The organism is Bradyrhizobium sp. USDA 4451, assembly GCF_054822585.1.
On sequence record NZ_JBTRCH010000001.1, the window covers coordinates 1,167,102 to 1,192,514 of the forward strand.

Sequence of the window (25,413 nt, forward strand, 5' to 3'; positions counted from 1 at the left end):
TTTCCCTTGGTCTATTCGGGACACTGGCCGGCGAAGCCTGCGAAGGCACGGACCTCGCAGGTGCCTTCCCAGCCCGGCATGTGATCCTTGTGCAGCTGCATGAACTCGACCGCGAGTGCGATGGCCTCCTCCTTGCTGCGCAGCTCCGAGATGGCATAGCCGCCGATCACTTCCTTGGCCTCGATGAACGGGCCGTCGACGACGCTGAGCTTGCCGTCGGCAATCCGCACCTGAGCGCCGGTGGCGAGCGGCATCAGGCCGGCATTGTCGATCATGCGGCCGGCCTTGATCTCGCGATCGGCAAGCTTGTGCATGGCCTCCAGCAGTTCCGGGGTCGGCTGCTGCGGCGGCTGCGACGAAGTGACGATCGACATAAAGCGCATGAAATTGCTCCTGTTTCCGGCGAGCCGCGGGATGATCGCAGGTCAAATCGGCTCGTTATGGGAGACGACGATCCAGCGGCCGCCGGATCGACAGGGGCTTGGGAATTATTTTGAGGGTGCCATCGAGACGCAGATCGCCCCCTTCGTCGTCCCTGCGAAAGCAGGGACCCGTAACCACAGGGTTGAGTTGTTGAGACGAGCCCTGGCCACAGCCGCGCCAACCAACGGGCATCGTGGCTATGGGTCCCTGCTCCCGTGCGCAATTGCGCACTAGGCAGGGACGACACGGTATGTGTGGCAGCGCCGCCCCCTACTGCTCGCGCAGCATGATCAGCGGGTCGGCGCTGTCGGGGACGCGGCGCCACTGGGCGTTGTCGTCGGCCTCGAACTGCCAGGTCTCGCCCTTGGCCGACATCAGGATGATCTGGCCGTGGTCGAGCCGCCACTGCGTCGGGTTGAAGGCGGCGACGGCGGGATCGCATTTGCCTTTCAGGAACACCTGGAAATTGTCGTTGCCGGCGTCGGTGTTGGTCAGCACCAGGCCGCAGATCGCCTGGCCGTTGCCGCGGACCATCGACCAGTCGCCGATCATCTGGTCCATCGACTTGGCGAGCGAACGGGCGGCAGCGAGGTTTTGCAGGATATAGACGCCCTCGTTGGTGCGCATGCCCTCGAAGATGCCGGTCTCGACCTCAGTGAAATCGATCACCGCCTCGCCGGTCGCGTTTTGCAGCCGCACGATGTCACCGAGACCCTTGATGCTCCAGCCGGTGATGTCCTTGGTGAAGGGCAGCGCGGCCGCGCAGCCCGGCTCGAGCTCGAGCTTGAGGCCCAAAGGCGTCGTGTCGCTCTTCAGCGTCACGACGCAGGTCTTGCTGCGCTCGGTGGTGGCGAGCTCCCACTGCCCGATCATGTCCTTCTGCAACGTCTTGACGTCCTGCGCGGCGGCCGGACCGGATGCGGCCAGCAGCACGAGCAGGGCGACGTTGCAGCGGGACAGCGGCATCAGCGATCCCTGACCGGCGTTTCGGCAACCGGCGTCAGCGGCGGCTTGCCGGCGAACCAGTTCTTGATGTTGTCGACCACGAGCTGGTCCATCGCATTGCGCGTCACCACCGACGCCGAGCCGATATGCGGCAGCAGCACGACGTTCTGCATCGCCTTCAATTCGTCCGGCACGTTCGGCTCGGCCGCGAACACGTCGAGGCCGGCGGCGAGAATGGTGCCCGATTTCAGCGCGGCAACCAGCGCCGGCTCGTCGACGACGGAGCCGCGCGCGACATTGATCAGTACGCCGCGGGGTCCCAGCGCCTTCAGGACGTCGGCATTGATCATCTTCGCGGTCGAGGCGCCGCCCGGCACGATGACGATCAGGGTGTCGACCGCCTTCGCCATCTCGATCAGATCGGGATAGTGCTTGTAGGAGACGTCCTTGGACGGGTTGCGCGAGTGATAGGACACCGGCACCCGCGAGGCCTCGAGACGGCGCCCGATCGCCTGGCCGATCCGGCCCATGCCGACGATGCCGATCTTGCGGTCGCGCAGCGAGCCGACGCTGAGTGGATAATTCTGGGTCTGCCACAGGCCGGAGCGCACATAGCGGTCGGCCTTGACGAACTCGCGCAGCGTCGCGATCAAGAGGCCCATCGCGACATCGGCGACCTCCTCGGTCAGCACGTCGGGCGTGTTGGTGACCACGATATTGTGATCGCGCGCATAGGCGGAATCGACGTGGTCGTAGCCGACGCCGAAGCTGCCGACGATCTCGAGCTTGGGAAACAGTGCCAGCGCGGTCTTGTCGGTCGCCATCGTATGATAGGTGACCGCGATGCCGCGGATCTTGCTCAACGTGTCGGGCGTCAGGCGCTCGAGGTCGCCGCGGCTTTCGGCCCGGTGCAGCACGTATTGGTCGGGAAAGCCGTTTTCGAGGATTGGCCGGATCGGTCCATAGATCAGCAGATCGATCTTTTCGGAAGAAATCGGGGCCATCAACTGTCCTTTCCTAACGCGCTTTCATGCCAGCGGCGCAACAAGAGGTGGGAAACTAGCGCCAGCACCCCATAGATGACAATCCCGGCCAGCGATAACAGCAGAAGGGCTGCGAACATGCGGGGAATATTCAACCGGTAGCCGGATTCAGCGATCCGGAAGGCGAGCCCCGAGCCGGCGCCGGCGCTGCCCGCCGCGATCTCCGCGACCACGGCGCCGATCAGCGACAATCCTCCAGCGATGCGCAGGCCGCCGAGGATATAGGGCAGCGCCGCCGGCAGCTTCAGGAACAGCAGCGTCTGCAGCTTCGAGGCGCCATATAGTTGAAACAATCCGGCGAGGTTGCGATCGACCGAGCTGAGGCCGAGCGTGGTGTTCGACAGCACCGGAAAGAACGCCACGATCCAGGCACAGACGATGACAGCGGTCTGTTGCTGCAGATAGATCAGGAGCAGCGGTGCGATCGCGATCACCGGCGTGACCTGCAGCACCACGGCATATGGGAACAGAGAATATTCCAGCCATTTCGACTGGTTGAACAGCAGCGCCAGCACGATGCCGCCGATCGCCGCAGCCACAAAACCTTCGAGCGTTGTCAGCAGCGTGACGCCGAGCGATTGCGACAGGATCGGCCAGTCCGCGACCAGCGTTTTTAATACGAGTAGCGGGCTCGGCAGCACATAGGGCTGGATGCCGTAGGCGCGCACGATCGCCTCCCAGAGCACGAGGCCCGCGGCAAACACCGCGACCGGCAACACGAAGCGGACGAGATCCTGCGGAGACGTCATGCGCCCGCCTGCCCTGCATAAGACGGCGCCAGCGCGCCTGACACTTCGCGGCAGAACGCGGCATATTCGGCCGAGGTGCGGAACTCCTCACCGCGCGGCTCGGTCGTGGCGATGCGAAACTCGGCACCGATCCGGCCCGGACGCGCCGTCATCACGATCACGCGCTCGGACAGATAGACCGACTCGAACACCGAGTGCGTCACGAAGATGACGGTCTTGTGCAGGTTGCGCCACAGCGCCAGCAGGTCGTTGTTGAGGCGAAAGCGCGTGATCTCATCGAGCGCCGCGAACGGCTCGTCCATCAGGAGAATATCCGGATCGGTCACCAGCGCGCGCGCCAGCGACACCCGCATCTTCATGCCGCCGGACAATTCGCGCGGATAGGCGGCGGCGAACTCCGCAAGCCCGACCTGATCGAGCGCCGCATCGATGCGCGCATCGGCAGCGGCCGCAGGCAGACGGGCCAGCTTCAGCGGCAGGCGGACATTGTCATGCACATTGGCCCACGGCATCAGGGTCGGCTCCTGAAACACGAAGCCGATCCTGTGGCTGCCGCGCTGCGCCGCGCCGTGATGGGCCAGCTCGACCGTACCGGCGCTCGGCGTGGCGAGACCTGCGATAATTCGCAGCGCGGTGGATTTGCCGCAACCGGAGGGCCCGAGCAGCGAGACGAACTCGCCGCGCCTGACATCGAGGTCGAGCGGGCCAAGCGCCGTCACGCCGCTGTCATAGGTCTTGCAGACGCCGCGCAGGCGCACGGCGAAGCGGCTGGCCGCGGTTTCCGGCACGATGCTCTCTACCATCGACGGCCAGATATTGCTGCACACGATCGTGCCGCAAACTGCACCTCTCCCCACCGGGGAGAGGCCGCGCCGCAGGCGCGGGTGAGGGGGCGCCGGTCCCATGAGACAGCGGACCCCCTCACCCGCATCGCATCTGATGATGCGATGCGACCTCTCCCACAAGGGGAGAGGTGAAGCACCGATGCCGCAGGACCTGAGTACATGCCCGTCCGCGCCCGTCAGTTCTTCGGCCGCAGCTCGACGCCGACCGCCTTGTTGACGAAGCGCAGCGTGTAGCCCTGGCGATAGTCGATGGTGCTCTTCACCACGCCGGCGCGCACCATCTTGTCGAAGAAGCTCGCCATCCGCTCGTCGGTCATGGCGCCGATGCCGTTCTTGACGGAGTCGCCGGAGTCGACGATGCCATGCTCGCGCATCTTGGCAACGCAATAGGCCAGCAGCTCGTCGTTCATGTCGGGGTTGAGCTTCTTGATCATCGCATTGCCGGCCGAGTTGTCGCCGTAGACATAGGTGTACCAGCCGACAACAGAGGCATCGACGAAGCGCTGCACCAGGTCAGGCTTCTTGTCGACCAGGTCGCGGCGGGTCTCGATCAACGTCGAATAGGAGTTGAAGCCGTAATCGGCGAGCAAGAGCACGTTCGGCTTGAAGCCGGCGGCCTTCTCGACCGCAAAGGGTTCCGAGGTGACGTAGCCCTGCATCGCGGTCTGCTTGTTCACGATGAAGGGCTGCGGATTGAACGTGTAGGGCTTCACCTTGTTTTCATCGAAGCCGTATTCGGATTTCAGCCACTGGAAGTAGCTGGTGATGCCCTCCTTGGAGATCAGAAGCGTCAGCGGCTTCAGATCCTCGATCTTCGTGACCTTGACCTCGGGATGGGTCAGGAAGACCTGCGGGTCCTTCTGGAACATGGCGGCGACCGCGACCAGCGGCACGTTGTTGGTGACGGCATCGAAGGTCTGCAGCGAATTCGCGCTCATGAAGAAGTCGAGCTTGCCCGCGATCAAGAACATGCGGTTGTTCTCGTTGGGACCGCCGGGCACGATGGTGACGTCGAGGCCGTACTTCCTGTAGGTGCCGTCGGCCAGCGCCTGGAAGAACCCGCCATGCTCGCCCTCGGCGACCCAGTTGGTGCCGAACGAGACCTTGTCCAGAGTCTGCGCTCGTGCCGGGACGAGGGTCACGGCGAGGCCGAAGGCAACGGCCAGCAGGCTTGTGGTTAACGCTCGCGGCAAAAAGGCCCGGATCATGGTTGGACTCCGTCTGATATTATGGCCCATGATGGAAGGCGGGACACGTGAACCGCGCCCGGAGACGCGAACGCCCCGAATGATGTTAGACAAACTAGCCTGCAAATCCATCCAATGAAACGCTTGTATTGAGACGACCGGCCCGATGACTTCTCAGCTCCCGCCCCGTGACTGGACCGCCATCCACTGGCCCGACCTCGCCAAAGGGGCTGCGGCGCGCTGGATCGCGGTGCTGCCGCTGGCCGCGACCGAGCAGCACGGGCCGCATCTGCCGCTCGGAACCGACGTCATGATCGGCGAGGCGTATCTGGCGCGGGTGCGCGAGCTGCTGCCGGCCAAGATCCCGGCCACGTTCCTGCCCGTGCAGCCGGTCGGCATCTCCACCGAGCACATCGATTTTCCCGGCACCCTGACGCTGCCGATCGAGGTCGCGCTGAAGAGCTGGATGGCGCTCGGCGAGAGCGTGGCGCGCACCGGGATCAGGAAGCTCGTGATCGTGACCAGCCATGGCGGCAATTCGGCGGCGATGCAGCTGGTGGCGCAGGATCTGCGCGCGCAGCACAAGATGCTGGTGGTGACCACGAGCTGGTCGCGCTTCGGCACGCCCGACGGGCTGTTCGATGCCGACGAGTTGCGCCACGGTATCCATGGCGGCGCGGTCGAGACCTCGATCATGCTGGCGAAATATCCGCAACATGTGCGCAAGGATGCGATCGCGGACTTCAATCCCGCGAGCGTGCAGATCGAGAAGGATCATCGCTTGCTGTCGACGCAGCGCCCGGCGCCGTTCGCCTGGCAGGCGCAGGACCTCAATCCGATTGGTGCGATCGGCGACGCGACCAAGGCCTCCGCCGAGAAGGGCGACAAGCTGATCGAGCACGGTGCAAGCGCGTTCTGCGAGCTGCTCGCCGACGTCGACCGGTTCGATCCGGGGGTGTTTCAGCGTAACTGACTAGCAAATCCTTCGCCCCGGCGGCCGCGACGAAACAATCCACGAAACCATATTTCCTGGATCGTGTTCGAACCGGAACCGGAAAGCCTCCGTCCAACGGGCATGCGGACCACACCGGTGCCGCCCTTAAACAGGATGGAGTATCCCATGTCGATCAAGACCAAGTTTGCCGCCCTGGCCCTCACCGCGCTCGCCGTGACCGGCACCATCGCGACCACCACCTCGCAGGCCGAAGCCAGGCCGTATGGCTGGGGCTGGGGCGTTGGCGCGGGCCTCGTCGGCGCCGCCATCGTCGGCAGCGCGATCGCGGCCAATGACGGCTACTACTATAACGGCTATCGCCGCTGCGTCTGGGTGCGCCAGTTCGACGCCTACGGCAACTACATCGGCCGCGTGCGTTCCTGCTACTGATCGACGGGTTTCTCATAAAGGCTGCGGATCCTGCGTTCGGCGCGGGTCCTCATCCACCCCGTGTCGCAACCGACCCGTCCGGTGATCCCCCCGGGCGGGTCACGCTTTGCGAGCTCGCCGCATGCGGGCCGTCTCACAGATATTTCGCGATCAGCCGGAAGTCGCGCAGCACGCCGCGGCCCTTCGGACCCGACGCCTTCAGCGTTTCCTCCAGGCTGTGGCCGATGTGATCGTGGATCAGCGCCTTCTTGGCGCTCTCGATCGCGCTCTCCACCGCCTGCAATTGCTGGGCGATCTGCGCGCAGGGCCGGCCCTGCTCGATCATCTCGACGATGGTCTCGAGATGGCCGTTGGCGCGCTTCAGGCGCCGGGCGATCGCAGCGTGCGGATGGTCGTCGGACATCTGGGTCTCCTATCCTCCCGGGAGGATAATCATGATCCTCCCCGGAGGATAGCAGAATCGGCTTGACAGGCCATTGTCACGGGCGTAGTGCCCGATTGCCGGAACATGCGTTCCGCACCGGGGTTTTACGCCCGGATAGCAACCCGACCACGAGCCAACACAGAAGGCACATGGGCAGTAGCAACTCAGGCGACAGTAGACCCACGACGGGACTGTTGACGCCGCAACACAGCAAGACTGTCGCGCAGATTGCCTGCGTGGATGGGTGGTCGCGCCTGACGTAACCGCCTGCTCCTCACCGGCCTGCCGCGCGACAGCGGAAGTGGAGGTGAGCGATGTTCGAGAAGCTCGCAAAATTCCGGCCGTTCGAGCCGCGGCGCATGCCGTCGCGGGCGGCCATTCATTCCAATGACAACCTGCCGGGCTTTCGCCGCCCGGCGGACCGCCGGCGTCCAACCCCGGCCTGTCATTGGGTCCTGATCGACGGCCGGCTGGAGTGCCGGTGGACGATCGACAACGGCAGCGGCGATCTCGATCGCCAGCGGCGCGCGGGCCGGTATCTCGGCCCGCGCGTAACGGCTGCGCGTCTCGCGGTGAAGACCGCCGCGTGCGCATAGGAGGCCGATATGGACGAAGGACCTAGTTGCCCCGTTGCGCGGCTGTCAGGCGCAGCAACGGGATTCTCGACCTGCATCAGATCTGAAAATGCCGCTGCTCACGGTAGCGGAGACGTGCGCGCCTGACGGTTCCGCGTCCTCTCGCCGTGCCCGCAAGGCGGCGAGGAGACGCGAAATGACCGAAAGCAAGACCACCCAAACCGCCATTCTCGACAGCGCGCATGCCGGCGACATCCGCGGCGCGCTGGGCAGCATCGCCGAGGGCGACACCGCACCACGTGCGACCTTGCTGGCGCGGCTGAAGACGCTGCTCGCGATCGTCGGCCCCGGCCTGATCGTGATGGTCGGCGACAATGATGCCGGCGCGTTCGGCACCTATACCCAGGCCGGCCAGAACTACGGCACCACGCTGCTGTGGACGCTGCTGCTCCTGATCCCCGTGCTCTACGTCAACCAGGAGATGGTGGTGCGGCTCGGCGCCGTCACCGGCGTCGGCCATGCACGGCTGATCTTCGCGCGCTTCGGCAAATTTTGGGGCGCGTTCAGCGTGATCGACCTGTTGGTGCTGAATGCGCTGACCATCGTCACCGAGTTCATCGGCATCACGCTGGCGCTCAGCTTCCTCGGCGTCTCGCAGTTCTGGGGCGTGCTGGCCTCGGCTGTGATCGTGATGCTGGCGGTCTCGACCGGCGACTTCCGCCGCTTCGAGCGCTTCGGCATCGTGCTGGTGGCCGGCAGCCTGCTGCTGGTGCCGGTGATCCTGATGGTGCATCCGCCGATCGGGCAGATCGCGGCTGATTTCTTCGTGCCGAAGATGCCGCAAGACGCCAAGCTGAGCGAGGTGATGCTGCTGATCGTCGCCATCGTCGGCACCACGGTGGCGCCGTGGCAATTGTTCTTCCAGCAGAGCTACATCGTCGACAAGCGGATCACGCCGCGCTTCATCCGCTATGAGCGGATGGACCTGTGCCTCGGCATCGTGCTGGTCGTGGTCGGCGCGGTCGCGATGATCTCGTTCTGCGCAGCGGTGTTCGCCGGCAAGCCCGAATTCGGCAATTACACCGACGCGCTAGGGACCGCGGTCGGGCTCGAAAAATATGCCGGCCGGCTGCCGGCGGTGCTGTTCGCCCTCGCGCTACTGGATGCCTGCATCATCGGCGCGGCCGCGGTGTCGCTCGCAACCGCCTACGCGATCGGCGACGTGTTCGCGGTCAAGCACTCGTTGCACCGCAAGCCATGGGATGCGAAGGGCTTCTACAGCGTCTATTGCGGGCTGATCGTGCTCGCCGCGGTGCTGGTGCTGACGCCGGGCACGCCGCTCGGGCTGCTCACCAATGCGGTGCAGACGCTGGCCGGCGTGCTGCTGCCGAGCGCGACCGTGTTCCTGCTCTTGCTGTGCAACGACCGCCACATCCTCGGGCCGTGGGTGAACTCGACGCGGTTGAACCTGTTCACCGGCGCCGTGGTCGCGGGGCTGGTGATGCTGTCGGTGATCCTGACCGCCTCGGTGCTGTTCCCCGACCTCGGCGAGGCCTGGATCATCGGCATCCTGGTCGGCGGCAGCGGGCTCGCGCTCGCGCTCACCGCCGCCGTCAAGTTCTACGAAATGTCGTCGCGACGTCACGCTTCATTCCGCTTCAGGCGCAAGCCGCCGCTGGCCGACCGCGACAGCGGGCGGATGCCGCCGCTCGACCGGCTGCCGCCGGCGCGACTCAGCCCGCTGAGCCGGATCTGGATGATCGTGCTGCGCTTCTATCTGGTGGTTGCCGCCGGCCTCGTGCTGCTGCGCATCGTCCAGCTCGCGACGGTCGGGGCGTGACGGCGCTCGGCCGCGGCCGGCGGTGGGGCGCGATCATGCTGTTCAGGCTGGCCGGCGCCATCCTGCGCGGTGCGGCTGCGCTCCATCAGCGGCACGTGATTTCGCCCGCCGGCTTGCGGACGGCGCTGTCGATGGCGCGATCGGTCGAACGGGGCCGGCGCGCGGGTCGTGCTCGGCACGGCAGCGCTGCCGGCATTCATCGCAACAACGGAAGAAGACAATGATGGCCTCGACTGAACGGTCCGATCTCGACCGATCTGCCACAGCCGCGCAGCCGATCGCAGCCGCGGAGGCGTGCAGCCCGGCGGTGTTACGTGACTGTCATAGTGGCGTGCAAATCGAAAAGGTATCGGGCGCACCCCAGTTGCTATTGCGAATGATTTGCAATAAGAGGCTGGGGATGCCAGGTGCTGATCTGGCTTTGGATGGGACGAGACGGATCGGACCGGGGACGGCGGGCAATGAATTCAAATCTCGGGTGGCACACGGCCGCCAAATCTGTGATGACGGGCGAAACTGCCAACCGTTCGCGGAACGCCGCGCCATGACCTGCGTCCGTCTCTTCCGGGTTCAGATCGCCGCCGGCGCAGCGCTCGGTGCGGCCACCTTCGGCGCGCCGGCGACCGCGGCCGATCTGCCGCTCAAGTCCCCCGCCGCCAAGGCGGTCTACAGCTGGACCGGTTTCTATGTCGGCGGCCATGTCGGTTATGGCGACGGCACCCTGGGCCCCGGCACCAATCCCATCCTGGAGCAGGGCGTGTTCTTTCCGCCCACCATCACCGGCGGGATCGGCGGCTTCCAGGCCGGCTACAACAAGGAATTCGCCAACCGCTTCGTGCTCGGCGTCGAGGCGGACGCGACTTTCACCGGCCCCACCGACCTGCCGCGGCGTGTGCCAGGGCCCTTCAATTCGTCGATCGACTATGTCGGCACGGTGCGCGGCCGCGCCGGTTACAGCTTCGGCAGCTGGATGCCCTATGTGACCGGTGGCTTCGCCTGGGGCCACACCGAGGTCAGGGTCAACGATGCCGGCGGCAACGTGATCTCCGAGCCCGGCCAGTACCAGACCGGCTGGACCGTCGGTGCCGGCGCCGAATTTGCGCTGAGCGGCAACTGGACCGCCAAGCTCGAATACGACTACATCGACCTGTCGCGCCGCACGCTCGGCCTCGACGATTTCGGCATGCCCGGCATCAGCATCGACCCGCGCATTCATTTGCTGAAATTCGGCCTGAATTACCAGCTCGGCGACTCGCCCTGGTCGGCGACGCCGACGCGGAGCGCACTGCCCGACTCCAGCGACTGGAGCGTGCACGGGCAGACCACGCTGCTCGGCCAGGGCTATCCGTCGTTCCGCGCGCCCTATTCCGGCACCAACAGCCTGCCGGGCGTGAGCCAGGTGCAGCAGACCTGGACCACGACGGCGTTTCTCGGCGTGCGGCTCTGGGAGGGCGGCGAGCTCTATTTCAACCCGGAGACGGCGCAGGGTTTTGGCCTCAACGGCACGCTCGGCCTTGCCGGCTTCCCGAACGGCGAGGCGCAGAAGGCCGGCGCCGAATTCCCGAAGATCCGGCCGCAGCGCTATTACCTCAAGCAGACCTTCGGCTTCGGCGGCGAGCAGGAAGACGTCGCGGACGGTCCGAACCAGATCGCGGGCAAGCGCGACATCGATCGCCTCACGATCGTGGTCGGCCGCTTTGCGGTGGGCGATTTCTTCGACGGCAATTCCTACGCCAAGGACCCGCGCGCCGACTTCATGAACTGGGCGATGTGGGCGTCGGCCGCCTACGACTTCCCGGCCGATCTGCCCGGCTACACCCGTGGCGCCGTGGTCGAGCTCAACCGCAAGGACTGGGCCGTGCGCGCCGGCGTGTTCCAGGTGCCCAATGCACCGAACAGCGACGTGCTGGTCTCCAACGCCAATACCGGCGGCGCGGTGGTGGAATTCGAGGGCCGCTACTCGATCTTCGATCAGCCCGGCAAGCTGCGCGTCGGCGTGTTCGGCAATCGCGGCAACACCGGCAATTACGCCCAAGCGCTCGCGATCGAGGACGCCAACCCTGCGCTCGACATCAACGACGTGATGGCCGGTATCCGCAAGGACAACACCAAATACGGTTTCTATTTGAACGGCGAGCAGCAGATCGCAACCGATGTCGGCATGTTCGGGCGCCTCAGCTGGAACGACGGCCGGACCGAGATCCTGTCGTTCACCGACGTCGATCGCAGCCTTTCGGGCGGCCTGTCGATCAAGGGCAGCCGATGGGGCCGGGCGAACGACACGATCGGCATCGGCGGCGCGATCAACGGGCTCTCCGCCGCGCACCGCGACTACCTCGCTGCCGGCGGCCTCGGTCTGCTGATCGGCGACGGTGCGCTGAACTACAGCCCGGAGCGGATCTTCGAGACCTATTACGCCTATCAGGTGAACAAGAACCTGACCGTGACCGCGGACTATCAGTTCATCACCAACCCCGCCTACAACGCCGACCGCGGCCCGGTGCACATCTTCTCCGGCCGCATCCACGGCGAGTTCTGAGGCCGCTGTAGCCCGGATGGAGCGCAGCGAAATCCGGGGTGCTTCATCCGCGCATAAAGAATCCCGGATTGCGCGGAAGCATGGATTGCCTCGTCGCTTCGCTCCTCGCAATGACAGCCTGGATGGTTGGTCGAGGTGCGGCCAAGCCGAACGCCCTCTCCCCACTTAGATATATGTAGACCCCCCGGGCTTGCCGCAAGCCCGGGGTGATCCCGTAGAACGCGCGCCCAATCGAATGGAGGAGCGCGCGATGCGGGAACATGATGTGGTGATTTCCGGCGGTGGACCGACCGGGTTGATGCTGGCGTGCGAGCTGGCGCTGGGGGGAATCGACGTTGCGATTGTCGAGCGGCGCGCCAGCCAGGATCTTATGGGCTCCCGCGCAGGCGGGCTGCACGCGCGCACCCTCGAGGTGCTCGACCAGCGCGGCGTCGCGGACCGGTTCGTCTCGGAAGGGACGCGCCATCCGGTCGTGCACGTCCACCCGATGCCGCTCGATCTCAGCGATTTTCCGACCCGGCATAATTACACGCTCGCGCTGTGGCAAAACCATATCGAGCGTATCCTGGCCGGCTGGGCCGGCGAGCTCGGCGTGCCGATCTATCGCGGGTGCGACGTGACCGGCTTTACGCAAGATGACAGCGGCGTCGATGTCACGCTGTCAGAGGGCGATGTGCTGCGGGCACAGTATCTTGTCGGCTGCGACGGCGGACGCAGCCTGGTTCGCAAGGCAGCCGGCATCGATTTCCCCGGCTTCGAACCGACCACCAGCTGGCTGATCGCGGAAGTGCAGATGGCGGAGGAGCCGCCGCTCGGCTTTCGCAACGATGCCGTCGGGATCCACGGGATCGGCAAGATCGAGGACGGACGCGGGTTGCGGCTGGTGCTGACCGAGCGGCAGCTAAAGTCCACCGAACCTGGCTTGAGCGATGTGCGCGAGGCGCTCGTCGCGGTCTATGGCTCCGACTTCGGCATCCACAGTCCCGGCTGGATCTCACGGTTCACCGACATGGCGCGTCAGGCAGGCGCCTATCGCGAACGGCGCGTGCTGCTCGCCGGCGACGCCGCGCATGTGCATCCGCCGATGGGCGGACAGGGCCTCAACATCGGCGTGCAGGACGCGGTCAATCTCGGATGGAAGCTGGCGCAGGTGGTCAAGGGCATTGCGCCGGAAAGTCTGCTCGACAGCTACCACAGGGAGCGCCACCCGATCGGCGCCCGCGTGCTGCGCAATACGATGGCGCAGGTCGCGCTGCGCCGTACCGACGACCGCTCCAAGGCGCTGGATGAATTCGTGCGCGAACTGCTCAGCATGGACGAACCGCGCAGACGCTTCGCCGCGATGATGTCCGGACTGGACATTCGATACGATTTCGGCAGCGGCCATCCGCTGCTCGGTCGCCGTCTGCCCGATCTCGATCTCGTCACCGCCGGTGGCCCGGTGCAGGCTTTCACGCTGCTGCACCTTGCGTGGCCGGTGCTGCTCAATTTCGGTGAGCCGGCCAGCGTCGACCTTACGGGATGGACCGACCGGGTTCGGCTGGTCGACGCCGCCTATGACGGCGAATGGGAGCTTCCGGCGATCGGCACCGTTGCGGCCCCGACCGCGGTGCTGGTGCGGCCCGACGGTTACGTGGCGTGGGTCGGAGAGCGAACGCAGGCTGGGCTCACTGAAGCACTGACGAAATGGTTCGGCGCGCCTGCCGGTACGTAGGGAACGTACCCCGAATGAAGCCAACGGGTCGCGCGAACGCGCGCCCGATGACAGGCTCCGCGTGATCCGAGATCGGTCGATTCACAGAGACAGGGCCCCGGATTGCGCTGCGCTTCATCCGGGCTACGGCACGACGCTTTCGCGCCTCTACCCCGCCGGCTGGAACGAGTCCGCGCGCGCCATCGCCCAGGCGTCGCGAAAGCGGCGGTCCTGGGTGCCTTCGAGCAGCTCGCCGGGGCGCAGCGTCGGGTAGAGTTCGGCAAACGTGGAGACCTCGGTGGTCGAACTGCGCTGCGAGAAGTGGATCGGGCGCAGATCCTTGGTGTGCTCGAGGCCGGCGGCGGCGAGCAGCTCGGTCAGCGCGTGCAGGGTCGAGTGGTGGTAATTGTACACGCGCTCGATCTTGTCCGGCACATAGAGCGCGCGGTTGCGGATCGGATCCTGCGAGGTGACGCCGGTCGGGCAGCGATCGGTGTGGCAGCTCAGGGACTGGATGCAGCCGAGCGCGAACATGAAGCCACGCGCCGAATTGCACCAATCGGCCCCGATCGCCATCGCGCGCGCCATGTCGAAGGCGGTCGCGATCTTCCCGGAGGCGCCGATCTTGATGCGATCGCGCGCGCCGATGCCGATCAGCGCGTTGTGGACGAAGTTGACGCCCTCGCGCATCGGCATGCCCAGATGGTCCATGAACTCGAGCGGCGCCGCGCCGGTGCCGCCTTCATTGCCGTCGACCACGATGAAGTCGGGATACAGCCCGCTCTCCTTCATCGCCTTGCAGATCGCCAGGAATTCCCAGGGATGGCCGATGCACATCTTGAAGCCGGCCGGCTTGCCGCCGGACAGTTTTCGCATGTTCGCGACGAATTCCATCATCTGGATCGGCGTTGAGAACGCCTTGTGATAGGCCGGCGAGATGCAGTCCTCGCCCATCGGCACGCCGCGGATCTTGGAAATCTCCTCGGAGACCTTCGCCGCCGGCAGCACGCCGCCATGGCCGGGCTTGGCGCCCTGGCTGATCTTGAGCTCGACCATCTTGATCTGGTCCTCGCCCGCGACGCTCGCGAACAGCTCCGGGTTGAAGGTGCCGTCGCGGTTGCGGCAGCCGAAATAGCCGGAACCGATCTCCCAGATGATGTCGCCGCCCATCTCGCGGTGATAGGGGCTGACGCCGCCCTCACCGGTGTCGTGGGCGAAGCCGCCCTTCCTGGCGCCGGCATTCAGCGCCCGCACCGCGTTCGGGCTGAGCGCGCCAAAGCTCATCGCCGAGATGTTGAAGACCGAGGCCGAATACGGCCTGGTGCAATCGGGGCCGCCGATGGTGATGCGGAATTTCTCGTCGGCTTTCGGCTTCGGCGCCACCGAGTGGTGCATCCACTCATAGCCCTCGCGATAGACGTCCTCCTGAGTGCCGAACGGCCGCTTGTCGAGCACCATCTTGGCGCGCTGATAGACCACCGCGCGGGTGTCGCGGGAGAACGGCATCCCGTCCTTCTCGCTCTCGAAGAAATACTGCCGCATCTCGGGGCGGATTTCTTCGAGCAGGAAGCGGACATGCGCCGAGATCGGGTAGTTGCGCAGCACCGCATGATTCTTCTGTGTCAGGTCACGGATGCCGAGGAACGTCAGCGCGCCGAAGATGACCAGCGGGATCAGGACGATCTTGAAGACCTTGTGGTCGAATATTCCAACCAGCAGCAGGAGCGTGGTGACGACGGCGCAGATCGTCAGCACGATGAAGCGCGGCGAGAACGGAAGCAGCATCGTATCCATCGGAATCCCCTCCGGTCTGCCCTGACTACCCTGTCGGTCGTGAGCCTAATCCAACTCGCCGAACAAGTGCACTACGGTTATACGGCCGAGCAGTCACAGATGTGACAACCGCCCGGATGGGCGGGTGCTGTGGCCGGTCAAATTGAATCGAATTGCCTTTTGCAGTGCAACGAAGGGCAACCGCGCAACTGCGCTCCCTCGCCCACTCTCTTGTCCCCGCATCCGCCTTTGGGCGAAGGCGGATGCGGGGCGAGGTGAAGCGCGCCCCGCTCAATGGTCGTGCGGCTGCAATTCGTGCGGGATGTGGCCCGGCTTCAGGCCGTCGCCGGCCAGCCACGCATTGGTGGTGTCCAGGGCGCGTGCGATGTGATCTGAGGTCCGCGAGAAATCGTAGGGCGAGCCGACCAGCGGGCAGAGCGGCGGCACCACGAAATACTCGACGTCGGGGCCGATATTCTCGAGCTCGTTGACGAGCTGGCGCGCGATCAGCAGCGTCAGCGCATGCAGCGCGTTGGCAAGCGCGCCGACCGGCGGCGCCTGGTTGGCGCAGGCATGCCCGGTCGGCAGCACGATCAGGCGTTTTGCCCCATGCCTCACCGCAACGCGGACCGGCGTGTTGCTGGAGATCGCGCCATCGGCGAGGTAGTGATCGCGGTAATGCACCGGCGTGAACGCGCCGGGGATCGCGGTCGATGCGACGATCGCCTCCGCCGTCGAGCCTTCCGACAGCACCACGCTGTCGCCGCTGATGATGTCGGTGGTGACGATGTGGATCGGGATCCGCGCATCCTCGAGATTGCGGAACGGAATGTAATCGTCGATCAGCCTGCGCACGCCGTCATGCGGGATCAGGAAATCGCGCCGCCACAGGAAGCTGACCAGCGTCCGCCAGGTCACCGGAAACACGTCCTGCCGGTTCAGGCCGCGCCAGATCTCGGCGAGCCGCGCCACGCCCGCGACCGTCGGGTCGCCGGCATAGAAGGCGCCGTTCAAGGCGCCGACGCTGGAGCCCACCACCATGTCGGCCATCACGCCATGCCCGGCCAATGCCTGCAACATGCCGACCTGGACCGCGCCAAAACTGCCGCCGCCGGCAAACACAAAGGCGGTCTTCGGTGCATCCGGATCGGTGATGGACAAGGTGCTGCTCCCTGGTCGCCACGTTCGGGGAGGGGCGCGCGGCGTTGAGGGCGTTATAGCAGCGGGGGAATGGACGGCGCTATATCAGGCGTCATTCCGGGGCGATGCGGAGCATCGAACCCGGAATCCATAACCACAAATGCAAAAGGCTGGAGCCAGATGAGGCCCCAGCCTTCGACAAACAAAAAGCAGTGGTTATGGATTCCGGGCCCATCGCTTCGCGATGTCCCGGAATGACGAAGTGGAAGGAGCCTTAACGCTCGACGAATGCCTTCTCGATCACGAAGTGGCCGGGCGTGTTGCCGCTGCCTTCCTGGAAGCCGCGGGTCTCGAACAGCTGCTTCAGCTCTTCGAGCATCGCCGGGCTGCCGCACATCATGATGCGGTCGGTCTCGATGTCGAGCGGCCCCTGATCTAGGTCGGTGAACAGCTGGTTCGAGGTGATCAGGTCGGTGATGCGGCCGCGGTTGCGGAACGGCTCGCGCGTCACGGTCGGATAGTAGGAGAGCTTCTCGGACAGCAGCGGCCCGAACAGTTCGTCGTCGCGCAGCTTGGCCACCAGCTCTTCGCCATAGGCGAGCTCGGAGACCTGGCGGCAGCCATGCACCAGCAGGATCTGGTCGTAGCGATCATAGACCTCGGGGTCCTTGATCAGGCTGGCGAACGGCGCGAGGCCGGTGCCGGTCGAGAGCAGCATCAGCCGCTTGCCGGGAATCAGATTGTCGGTGATCAGCGTGCCGGTCGCCTTGCGGCCGACCAGGATGGTGTCGCCCTCGCGGATCTTCTGCAGCTTGGAGGTGAGCGGGCCGTCCTGCACCTTGATCGAGAAGAACTCGAGCTCTTCCTCGTGATTGGCGCTCGCCATCGAATAGGCGCGCAGCAGCGGCCGCCCGTCGACCTCGAGGCCGATCATGGCAAACTGGCCATTCTGGAAGCGGAAACCGGAATCGCGGGTCGCCCGGAAGCTGAAAAGCGTATCGGTCCAGTGCTGAACGGAAAGAACCTTCTCTCGATAGAACGCGCTCATGTGTTTTCGTTTTCTCGACTGACCAGATTTAGAATGATTTGATTTCTAGACTGCTCGCGACGGCGCAGAAGTAGCCGAAATCATTGAAGATCTCGCGTGTCCATCGCGCCTGCGCATGAGATAGTCAAGACCAACTGGCGTGCAATTGCGATCTCAGAATGGCAGTCGTTCGATTTCGCGCAGAGGTTCAGCGACGGCATCGTTAACGCGCGGCGCTGCACGTAATTTACTTGCTGAGATCGGCGCCGATCTGGCAATTAATTGCTACGAAAACCGCGGCGAAGGGAAAATGTCTCGTGGTCCTGATCAGCCAGCGAACCTTCCTGGAAACCATCAAAAAATATTGTCTGGCGCACGATATTGCGGTCGAGGTCCGGTCAGGCGGCTGGCTGCTCATCTTGACCAAGGACGACGCGCGACATCTCGTGATCGGCTACGACGTCGGGCTGAACAGCGCGGTCGCGCACCAGGTCGCCAACGACAAATCGGCCTGCGCCGAGGTGCTGGCAGCGGCCGGCGTGCCAGCCATTCCGCACACGCTGTTTCTCGGCGCCAGGCTCAGCAAGCACATCCCGGGATCGGACTCGCTGGACGCGATGCAGCGTCTGCTCGACGCCCATCCGCACGGACTGGTCGTCAAACCGAATGAGGGGACGTCCGGCGAGCTCGTCGTCCGCGTGACGACGCGGGAGCAGCTCGAGGCCGCGGTCGCGCGTATCCTTGCCGCGCATCCAAGCCTTGCGATCTCGCCCTATGTCGCGATCAAGCACGAAGTGCGATTCATCGTGCTCGACGACAGCGCCCTGCTCGCCTACGTCAAATTGCGTCCATCGGTTGTCGGCGATGGCATCCATTCGCTGCGCGAACTCGCGCACAAGGCCGCACATGCTGACCAGCTCAAGACCATCACCGACGACTTCTCGCCTGCCGTGCTAGACGGCATTCCGGCCAAAGGCGAAGTACGCATCATCAACTGGCGACATAATCTTGATTCCGGCGCCGAGCCGGCGCTGCTCAAGTCCAAGGAAATGCCGTCCTTCGGCAGCGCGCTTGCGATCAAAGCCGCACAGGCTCTTCGCATTCGCTTCGCTTCCATCGACGTGGTGCAGGCCGACGGCGGCTGGCAGATTCTCGAGGTCAACTCGGGGGTAAAGATGGAAGCGCTCGGCAGGCGCGCCCCTGATCTCGTCGAGATGATTTACTCCGCCGCGCTGGACAAGGTGTTCGCGTAGGTAGCGCATCTCGCGCTTCCCTTTAGGCGCCCCCAATCAGTCTCGCAGGTGCTGCTTTTCATAGGCGGCGACGATCAGCTCCGATTGCTCGATCTGTGCCATGAGACGGTCGATCTCGGCCTGTGTTTCCGGAAATACCTCCACACCCGCCGTGTTTGCGGTTTGCAACTCCGCGAGCAGCTCACGATTCTTGGTGATCTGCTCGCGGTGCCAATCGATTTCTGGATCCTCTTGCATGAACCAATTCTCAATCCCCGAAACCTACGACGTCAGCTCGCGCAGCAGGAGGGGCGGATAAACCGGCTTCTCGAAGAACTTGACGCCGGCAGGCAGGGCGACGGCCAGCGGCAGGCCTGAGATCACCAGAACGCGCACGGCTGGGTCGCAATTGACCGCCATATGCGCGAGCGCGATCCCATCCATCTTGCCCGTGAGCTTGATGTCGGTCACGACAAGCGACGGGTGGCGCCGCTTGATGGCCAGCGCTGCCGTCTCTGCGTCCTCGCACTGGATGACGTCGAAGTGATCTTGCTCCAGCAACAGCGTGATCATGTCGCGCTGGATGATATCGTCTTCGACCACCACCGCAGTTTTTCGGTTTGGCCTCGCGTAACCCATGGCACCCTCCAAAGGGTAACCACAGTCAACGCTCGGGGACGCCGATAGTTCTGGTTCCAGGCCCAGCGACGGGCGGGTTCCGGCAAGCCTTTGCAGGTTCCAACCGGAACGACTTTCGAGGTATCGGAGTCATTGATGAGCGACGAGCTATCAGCTCGCGGCCGAAGAAAGGACGTCGTGCCAGGAGGCAAAGCTCATGAAGAACGCTGCACAGCCGGATCAGGATGTTTGCGAACCCTACGGGACCGACGTGACGACCGGCGCGCCAGGCAGTCTGTCCGCGCGACGACCGGCTGAAGATCGGGTCGACGAACATGCCAACGTCATGCGCTTCAAGACGATGGCGCGAGAAACGACCGATCCGCTCGGTGCCCGCCTGCACGACATTATTTCCGACATGGAAGCGGAGCTATCGCAAGTGGTCGACCGAATCGTCGCGGAGCGGCATTAGCCCGTCAGGCGACAAATTGGTCGATCTCACGATTGGTACTTGCCTGCCGATGCTCGAGAGATCGCGGCGCGTGGAAACTCGAAGCAAGATCCCGCCGGATCGATGGAGCGTTGATGGGGGTTATTGTTGGCCGCGCGATCTTCCAGGTCATGGTTGTGCTCGCGGCCGTCGGCATCGTTGCCCTCGCCTGCATGGCGGTGCAAGGCAGCTAGCGCCGATGCGCGAGCGTTCCCCGTCATTTTGATCCATTCGGCGGCTTGCTCATCCCGCCCAAGGGAGTACGCTTTGCGCATTCATCGACCCGGATCCAGATTATGCGCAAACTCCTTTTGAGTGTCCTGGCCGCCGCGGCGGTCGCCGCCACCCTCAATCCTCCGGCCGCCCACGCCGTATTCTGGCGCGGCGTCACGGCCCCGACCAATATCGACATCCACGGCTACCCGATCATCAAGGAGCCATATCCGAGCACATGCCAGTTGATCCATGTCAACGGATACTGGGTCCGGCAGTGCCTGGATCTGTCGCGCCGCTATTGGCGATGAACGACGCCGCGGCCGCGTGCACCGTCGTCAGGCGATCTGCGCCAGCGCCGGAGCGCTGTCCTGATCCGCCGCCGGCGCCACATCGCCGCGATGGGTGAGGCCGCGGAACGTCTCGATCCTGGCCGGCGCGCCCAGCAGGTAACCCTGCATTTCATCGCAGAGCTCGTCGCGCAGGAACTGGAGTTCTTCGTTCGACTCGACGCCTTCCGCGAGCACCGGCAGGCCAAGCCCCCGTCCGATGCCCAGCACGGCGCGCACGATGGTGGCGGCCTGCTCGTTGGTATCGACCGACTTGATGAACGAGCCGTCGATCTTGATCTTGTCGAACGGAAACGCGCGCAGGTTCGACAGCGACGAATAGCCGGTCCCGAAATCGTCCATCGCAATGCGCACGCCGAATCCCTTGACCCGCCGCAGCGTCGCCAGCGCGCGATTGAAATCGCGGACCAGCGCCGTCTCGGTGATTTCGATTTCGAGCCGGCGCGGCGAAAGCCCGCTTTCCAGCAATATCTTGTGCACGTCCTGCACGAAATTGCTGTTGTAGAGCTGCACGCCGGAGACGTTGACGGCAACCGTCAGCGGTTGCGTCCAGTTGGCCGCCTCCCGGCACGCCGTCCTCATCACCCAGTCGCCGATCTCCAGGATGGAGCCGGACTCCTCGGCGATCGGGATGAAGACCGCCGGCGAGATGTCGCCGCGGGTCGGATGCTTCCAGCGCAGCAGTGCCTCGAAGCCGGTCACGGCGCCGGAACGAATGTCCTTTTGCGGTTGATAGACCAGCCGCAGCTCGTCGCGGCCGATCGCGTGGCGCAGATCGTGCTCGATCATGCGCCGCTCGCGGACGTCGGAGCCCATCTTCGCCTCGAAGAAGCGGTAGGTGGAACGACCCTCGGTCTTGGCCCGATAGAGCGCGGTGTCGGCATGGACCAGCAAAGCCTCGCGTTCCGAGGCGTCATCGGGGCAGATCGCGATGCCGATGCTGCTCGAAATGCTCTCCACGTCGGGCATGATCTCCTTGCGGCGCAAGGCATCGAGGATGGCTTCGGCCAGATGGCTCACCGCGGACGGGCTGGCCTGCGGCACCAGGACGGCGAATTCGTCGCCGCCCAGCCGGGCCATCATATGCCGCTCGCCCAGCACCGCGGTCACGCGCGAGGCCACCGCCTGCAGCACCTTGTCGCCCGCGGCATGACCGAACAGGTCGTTGACCTCCTTGAAGCGATCGAGATCGAGGCAGAGCACCGCGAGCTTCTCGCTCTTGGCGAGTGCGATTCCGACTTCCTGATCCATCCGCGCGTTGAAGTGGCTGCGGTTTGGCAACGACGTCAGCGCATCATGGTGCGCCAGGTAACGAATATGCCGCTCCGCCTCGCGGCGCGCGCGCAGGTCGCGAACCGCAATGACGTGATGCGGCCGCCCGGCAAAATCGAGCGATCGCATGATCAGTTCGACCGGGATCATCGAACCATCGGTGTGATGCAGATTGGTCTCGATCGGCTTGTGCGGATCGGCGACGATCCTGGCGAGCGCGATCCGATCGGGAAAGCAGGTTGCGAGCCGGCAACCGACCAGTTGCTCGGAGGCGGCGCCCGCCAGATGCACGAGGCTGTCATTCACGGTCACGATCAGGTCGCCGTCACAGACCAGCAGCCCCTCGATGGCTCCGTTGGCGAGACCGCGCATGCGATCGGCCTCGATCTCCATCCGGCGCCGCTCGCGCAGATCGAGCGCGCTGCCGGTCAGCGCGAGCAGGATGATGATGAAGCTCGCGACGCCGACGGCGCCGGCAAGCCATTCGGCGGGCAGCGCCGAGCGCGACACCTGGATCGTCGGATCGGGAACGATCGATACCGCGCCCATCGCCGTGAAGTGGTGGCTGCAGATCGCGAGCGTCAGCAGCAGCGCGCCCACGGCCTTCCACTTTTCGGAGCGGTCATGGAGACCGGCGGGCAACGCCGCGGCGCCGATCACCGCACCAATCACAATCGAGACGACGACGAGCGTTCGATCCCAGAGGATGATTCCGGCGATCTCGAAGGCGGCCATGCCGGTGTAATGCATCGCGGCGATGCCGCCGGCGACGATTGCGCCGCCCAGCGCCGGTCCGAACCGCCAGCCCGGCCGCATCGCGACCGCCAGCCCCACGCCGGTGAGCACGATGGCCGCGACCAGCGAGAGAAAGGTCAGCTTGATGTTGTAACCGCTGGGAATTCCGGGCGTGAAGGCCAGCATCGCGATGAAGTGCGTCGCCCAGATGCCGAAGCCGGTGGACACCGCCGACACCACCAGCCAGACGCCGCGCATTTGACCGACGGAACTGCGCGCATGGCGCAGCAGGTTGATGGCTGCATAGGATGCGAGGCTACAGACGACGGCGGCCAGCCCGACGAGCCACAGGTCATGCTCGGTCGCGATGCAATTATAGACCTTGAACATCCGATCACTGCCGCAATTTGATGGACCCATAACGGGCCGTTATGGCCCGACGATAGGCGGCAGCGTCTTAGGAGTGGTAAATCCCCGTAAAAGACCGGAGTTTAGCGCTTAACATGGTAAATAATTGGCGTCGACGCGCGCGGTCACGGCCGGTGCGGCCGCATGCCGAGCGCGGGCTCTCTTCTTTCCGGACGACGCCCGGCCCGGGCGGCCGTTCGGCAGCCTAATTGCTCTGCCCCTCGTCGAGCACCTTGAAGGCCTCTTCGAGCTGCGGCGAGAGCGCGACGTTGAGCTTCTCGCCGGTCGGCAGCCGGCCGACGAACCATTTGTTGTAGAGCGGGATGATGTCGCGGTTCGAGGCGAGCCTGCGGAAGGCGCGCTCGACCACGTCCTTCATCTGCGGCTCGCCCTTGCGGTACATGATGCCGTAGGGATCGTAGGACAGATAGTCTCCGGTGACGCGGAATTTGTCGTGCGACTTGTGCCGCGCGATCAGGCCGTAGAGCAGGATGTCGTCGGTCGCGAACGCATCCGCCTTGCCGTCCACCAGCATCTGGTAGGACTGCTCATGGTCGCCTGCGGTCACGATGTTGAGGCCGAGCTGTTGCTTGGTGTCGACATTGTGCATCGCCTGCTCATTGGTGGTGCCTTTGGTCACCACCACCGTCTTGCCCTTCAGGTCGGCGACCTGGGTAACACCGGAGGCCTTCGGCACCATCAGCTTGGTGCCGGCCACGAACATCAGCGGCGAGAACGCGACCTGCTTGGCGCGCTCGGAGTTCGCCGTGGTCGATCCGCATTCGAGGTCGATCTTCTTGTCGACGACCGCCGGAATGCGGTCGTCGGAGGTGACCTTGACGTAGTCCACCTTGAGGTTGGCGTCGTCGACCTCGGCGCCGATCTCCTCGACGATCGCATCGCACAGCTCGAGGCTGTAGCCGATCGGCCGGTTGGAGTGGTCGAGGAACGAGAACGGCGGCGAGCTCTCGCGATAGCCGATCCGCACACTGTGCGTGGCCTTGATGTTGGCAAGCGTGGGGCTGAGCCCCTCGCCCGCCGGTTGTGCGGACACCGGACCAGCGAGCAGGCTTGCCGCCAGCAGGCATGCCGACAGCAGCCATGTCGACGGCAGAGGCCCCTCCGCCCGGACCGGCCTCCAGCGGGCGCGATGCATGCATCCCTCCCGTCAATGGCCGGCCATCACGGCGCCGGGCACCGCGTCCTGCGGCACCGCGTCGTCGGGCCCGAGCTCGTGCTCGGCCTTCAGCTCGCCCTCCCACTTCGCGACCACCGACGTCGCCAGCGAGTTGCCGATCACGTTGGTGGCGCTGCGGCCCATGTCGAGGAAGGTGTCGATGCCCATGATCATCAACAGGCCGGCCTCGGGGATGCCGAACTGCGACAACGTCGAGGCGATCACCACCAGCGACGCGCGCGGCACGCCGGCGACGCCCTTCGAGGTGATCATCAGGGTCGCCAGCATCGCGAGCTGCGTGCCGAGCGACATCTCGATGTGGTAGGTCTGCGCGATGAAGATACTCGCGAAGGTGCAGTACATCATGGTGCCGTCGAGATTGAAGGAATAGCCGAGCGGCAGCACGAAGGCCGAGATCCGCGAGGAGGCGCCGAACTTGTTCAGTCCCTCCAGCGTCTTCGGATAGGCCGCCTCCGACGAGGCGGTCGAGAACGCGATCATCAGCGGCTCGCGGATCAGCCGCAGCAGATGACTGTAGCGCGGCCCGATCACGATGAAGCCGACCGCGACCAGGATGCCCCACAGGATCAGCAGCGACAGGTAGAAGCCGCCCATGAACACGATCAGCTTCCAGAGCACGCCGAGGCCGTTCTTCGAGACCGTCGCCATGATCGCGGCCCACACCGCGATCGGCGCGAACAGCATCACATAGCCGGTGACCTTGAGCATGATGTGCGCGAGGTCGTCGATCAGGCCCATGATCGGCTTCGACCGCTCAGGCATGGCGCCGAGCGCCACCGCGAAGAACACCGCGAACACCACGATCTGCAGGATTTCGTTCTGCGCCATCGCGTCCGCGATCGAGGTCGGGATCAGATGGGTCAGGAATTTCTCGATCGAGAACGCAGAGACCGGCAGGCCGGTCGACTGCGCCTTATCGGGGAGCGTGCCGGGGAAGTTGGCGCCGGGCTGCAGCAGATTGACCATCACGAGGCCGAGCAGCAGCGAAACGAAGGAGGCGGAGACGAACCAGCCCATGGTCTTGGCGAAGATGCGCCCGAGCTTGGCGCCGCTTCCCATATGGGCAATGCCGCCGACCAGGGTGGCGAACACCAGTGGCGCGATGATCATCTTGATCAGGCGCAGGAACAGCATCGCGATCAGGTTGACGTCTGCTGCGATCTCGGCGCGGCTGTCAGGCAGATAGTTGAAGACGAGCGTCCCCATCGCGATGCCAAGGACCATCGCAATCAGGATGTACTGCGTAAACCTGTTCGACATTCTCTTACCCCCGTAAGTTCCCGGCGAAGGGCAAGTGTGGCAGATTTACG

General features: G+C 64.8%; 25 protein-coding genes. 10 read left to right on the plus strand and 15 right to left on the minus strand.

Translation table 11 applies throughout. The annotated features are described in order from the left end of the window. Positions 1–11 precede the first annotated feature (11 nt). The 6 genes from ACVMB0_RS05395 to ACVMB0_RS05420 all read right to left on the minus strand — a co-directional run bounded on the left by ACVMB0_RS05395 (position 12) and on the right by ACVMB0_RS05420 (position 5,213). Positions 12–383 carry a YciI family protein gene (locus ACVMB0_RS05395; protein ID WP_461345539.1) on the minus strand — a complete coding sequence of 124 codons (372 nt, stop codon included), beginning with the start codon at positions 381–383 and terminating at the stop codon, positions 12–14. Positions 384–693: 310 nt separating this feature from the next. Beyond that, positions 694–1,389 carry an AprI/Inh family metalloprotease inhibitor gene (locus ACVMB0_RS05400; protein WP_461345540.1) on the minus strand — a complete coding sequence of 232 codons (696 nt, stop codon included), beginning with the start codon at positions 1,387–1,389 and terminating at the stop codon, positions 694–696. Next, positions 1,389–2,372 carry a 2-hydroxyacid dehydrogenase gene (locus ACVMB0_RS05405; protein WP_461345541.1) on the minus strand — a complete coding sequence of 328 codons (984 nt, stop codon included), beginning with the start codon at positions 2,370–2,372 and terminating at the stop codon, positions 1,389–1,391. Before ACVMB0_RS05405 ends, ACVMB0_RS05400 begins: the two co-directional genes overlap by 1 nt. After that, positions 2,372–3,160, minus strand: coding sequence for an ABC transporter permease (locus ACVMB0_RS05410; protein WP_456751816.1), 789 nt, complete (start codon positions 3,158–3,160; stop codon positions 2,372–2,374). The genes ACVMB0_RS05405 and ACVMB0_RS05410 overlap by 1 nt, the downstream gene beginning before the upstream one ends. Further along, positions 3,157–3,963: an ABC transporter ATP-binding protein gene (locus tag ACVMB0_RS05415; RefSeq protein ID WP_456751815.1), complete on the minus strand. Its 807-nt coding sequence runs from the start codon at positions 3,961–3,963 to the stop codon at positions 3,157–3,159. Before ACVMB0_RS05415 ends, ACVMB0_RS05410 begins: the two co-directional genes overlap by 4 nt. Positions 3,964–4,181: 218 nt before the next feature. Beyond that, on the minus strand, positions 4,182–5,213 hold the full coding sequence (locus tag ACVMB0_RS05420; protein WP_461345542.1) for an ABC transporter substrate-binding protein: 1,032 nt from the start codon (positions 5,211–5,213) through the stop codon (positions 4,182–4,184). Between the two features lie 145 nt (positions 5,214–5,358). Between ACVMB0_RS05420 and ACVMB0_RS05425 the strand changes: the two genes are divergently transcribed. Then, a complete protein-coding gene (locus tag ACVMB0_RS05425) occupies positions 5,359–6,165 on the plus strand; it encodes a creatininase family protein (RefSeq protein ID WP_461345543.1) in 807 nt (268 codons plus the stop codon). Positions 6,166–6,312: 147 nt separating this feature from the next. Beyond that, the gene (locus ACVMB0_RS05430) at positions 6,313–6,576 is read left to right on the plus strand and encodes a hypothetical protein (RefSeq protein ID WP_461345544.1); all 264 of its coding nucleotides are present in this window, start codon (positions 6,313–6,315) and stop codon (positions 6,574–6,576) included. Positions 6,577–6,709: 133 nt separating this feature from the next. On the opposite strand, the gene ACVMB0_RS05435 is transcribed toward ACVMB0_RS05430, so the two are convergent. Continuing rightward, positions 6,710–6,979, minus strand: coding sequence for a metal-sensing transcriptional repressor (locus ACVMB0_RS05435; RefSeq protein WP_106328070.1), 270 nt, complete (start codon positions 6,977–6,979; stop codon positions 6,710–6,712). Between the two features lie 335 nt (positions 6,980–7,314). Between ACVMB0_RS05435 and ACVMB0_RS05440 the strand changes: the two genes are divergently transcribed. The 5 genes from ACVMB0_RS05440 to ACVMB0_RS05460 all read left to right on the plus strand — a co-directional run bounded on the left by ACVMB0_RS05440 (position 7,315) and on the right by ACVMB0_RS05460 (position 13,668). Beyond that, positions 7,315–7,596, plus strand: coding sequence for a hypothetical protein (locus ACVMB0_RS05440; protein WP_461345545.1), 282 nt, complete (start codon positions 7,315–7,317; stop codon positions 7,594–7,596). Positions 7,597–7,771: 175 nt separating this feature from the next. Next, positions 7,772–9,415 carry an NRAMP family divalent metal transporter gene (locus ACVMB0_RS05445; RefSeq protein ID WP_461345546.1) on the plus strand — a complete coding sequence of 548 codons (1,644 nt, stop codon included), beginning with the start codon at positions 7,772–7,774 and terminating at the stop codon, positions 9,413–9,415. Positions 9,416–9,450: 35 nt separating this feature from the next. After that, a complete protein-coding gene (locus ACVMB0_RS05450; protein WP_461345547.1) occupies positions 9,451–9,639 on the plus strand; it encodes a hypothetical protein in 189 nt (62 codons plus the stop codon). Between the two features lie 320 nt (positions 9,640–9,959). Beyond that, positions 9,960–11,954 carry a carbohydrate porin gene (locus tag ACVMB0_RS05455; RefSeq protein ID WP_461345548.1) on the plus strand — a complete coding sequence of 665 codons (1,995 nt, stop codon included), beginning with the start codon at positions 9,960–9,962 and terminating at the stop codon, positions 11,952–11,954. Positions 11,955–12,204: 250 nt separating this feature from the next. After that, positions 12,205–13,668, plus strand: coding sequence for an FAD-dependent monooxygenase (locus tag ACVMB0_RS05460; protein ID WP_461345549.1), 1,464 nt, complete (start codon positions 12,205–12,207; stop codon positions 13,666–13,668). Positions 13,669–13,815: 147 nt separating this feature from the next. Here ACVMB0_RS05460 and ACVMB0_RS05465 read toward each other — a convergent pair whose 3' ends face one another. The 3 genes from ACVMB0_RS05465 to ACVMB0_RS05475 all read right to left on the minus strand — a co-directional run bounded on the left by ACVMB0_RS05465 (position 13,816) and on the right by ACVMB0_RS05475 (position 17,608). Beyond that, entirely contained in the window at positions 13,816–15,441 is a 1,626-nt protein-coding gene (locus ACVMB0_RS05465) for an FMN-binding glutamate synthase family protein (RefSeq protein ID WP_461345550.1), read from the minus strand. A gap of 270 nt (positions 15,442–15,711) precedes the next feature. Continuing rightward, a complete protein-coding gene (locus ACVMB0_RS05470) occupies positions 15,712–16,581 on the minus strand; it encodes a patatin-like phospholipase family protein (RefSeq protein ID WP_456751804.1) in 870 nt (289 codons plus the stop codon). 253 nt (positions 16,582–16,834) lie between these two features. Further along, positions 16,835–17,608 (minus strand): ferredoxin--NADP reductase, encoded by a 774-nt coding sequence (locus ACVMB0_RS05475; protein WP_456751803.1) that lies wholly within the window; start codon positions 17,606–17,608, stop codon positions 16,835–16,837. 296 nt (positions 17,609–17,904) lie between these two features. Here ACVMB0_RS05475 and ACVMB0_RS05480 point away from each other — a divergent pair, with 296 nt between their 5' ends. Further along, positions 17,905–18,840 (plus strand): ATP-grasp domain-containing protein, encoded by a 936-nt coding sequence (locus tag ACVMB0_RS05480; protein WP_461345551.1) that lies wholly within the window; start codon positions 17,905–17,907, stop codon positions 18,838–18,840. 36 nt (positions 18,841–18,876) lie between these two features. On the opposite strand, the gene ACVMB0_RS05485 is transcribed toward ACVMB0_RS05480, so the two are convergent. Both ACVMB0_RS05485 and ACVMB0_RS05490 read right to left on the minus strand, forming a co-directional pair. Then, entirely contained in the window at positions 18,877–19,077 is a 201-nt protein-coding gene (locus ACVMB0_RS05485) for a hypothetical protein (RefSeq protein WP_456751801.1), read from the minus strand. 24 nt (positions 19,078–19,101) lie between these two features. Next, complete coding sequence (locus ACVMB0_RS05490; RefSeq protein ID WP_456751800.1) at positions 19,102–19,458, minus strand: response regulator; 357 nt, start codon at positions 19,456–19,458, stop codon at positions 19,102–19,104. A 196-nt stretch (positions 19,459–19,654) separates the two neighbouring features. Between ACVMB0_RS05490 and ACVMB0_RS05495 the strand changes: the two genes are divergently transcribed. Both ACVMB0_RS05495 and ACVMB0_RS05500 read left to right on the plus strand, forming a co-directional pair. Next, complete coding sequence (locus tag ACVMB0_RS05495; RefSeq protein ID WP_456751799.1) at positions 19,655–19,909, plus strand: hypothetical protein; 255 nt, start codon at positions 19,655–19,657, stop codon at positions 19,907–19,909. Positions 19,910–20,223: 314 nt separating this feature from the next. Beyond that, a complete protein-coding gene (locus ACVMB0_RS05500) occupies positions 20,224–20,451 on the plus strand; it encodes a hypothetical protein (RefSeq protein ID WP_456751798.1) in 228 nt (75 codons plus the stop codon). A 27-nt stretch (positions 20,452–20,478) separates the two neighbouring features. Here ACVMB0_RS05500 and ACVMB0_RS05505 read toward each other — a convergent pair whose 3' ends face one another. The 3 genes from ACVMB0_RS05505 to ACVMB0_RS05515 form a co-directional block, all read right to left on the minus strand. Continuing rightward, positions 20,479–22,887 carry a bifunctional diguanylate cyclase/phosphodiesterase gene (locus ACVMB0_RS05505; protein WP_456751797.1) on the minus strand — a complete coding sequence of 803 codons (2,409 nt, stop codon included), beginning with the start codon at positions 22,885–22,887 and terminating at the stop codon, positions 20,479–20,481. 223 nt (positions 22,888–23,110) lie between these two features. Continuing rightward, positions 23,111–24,061: an amino acid ABC transporter substrate-binding protein gene (locus ACVMB0_RS05510; protein ID WP_461345552.1), complete on the minus strand. Its 951-nt coding sequence runs from the start codon at positions 24,059–24,061 to the stop codon at positions 23,111–23,113. A gap of 12 nt (positions 24,062–24,073) precedes the next feature. Further along, positions 24,074–25,363 carry a dicarboxylate/amino acid:cation symporter gene (locus tag ACVMB0_RS05515; RefSeq protein ID WP_456751795.1) on the minus strand — a complete coding sequence of 430 codons (1,290 nt, stop codon included), beginning with the start codon at positions 25,361–25,363 and terminating at the stop codon, positions 24,074–24,076. Positions 25,364–25,413: the final 50 nt, after the last annotated feature.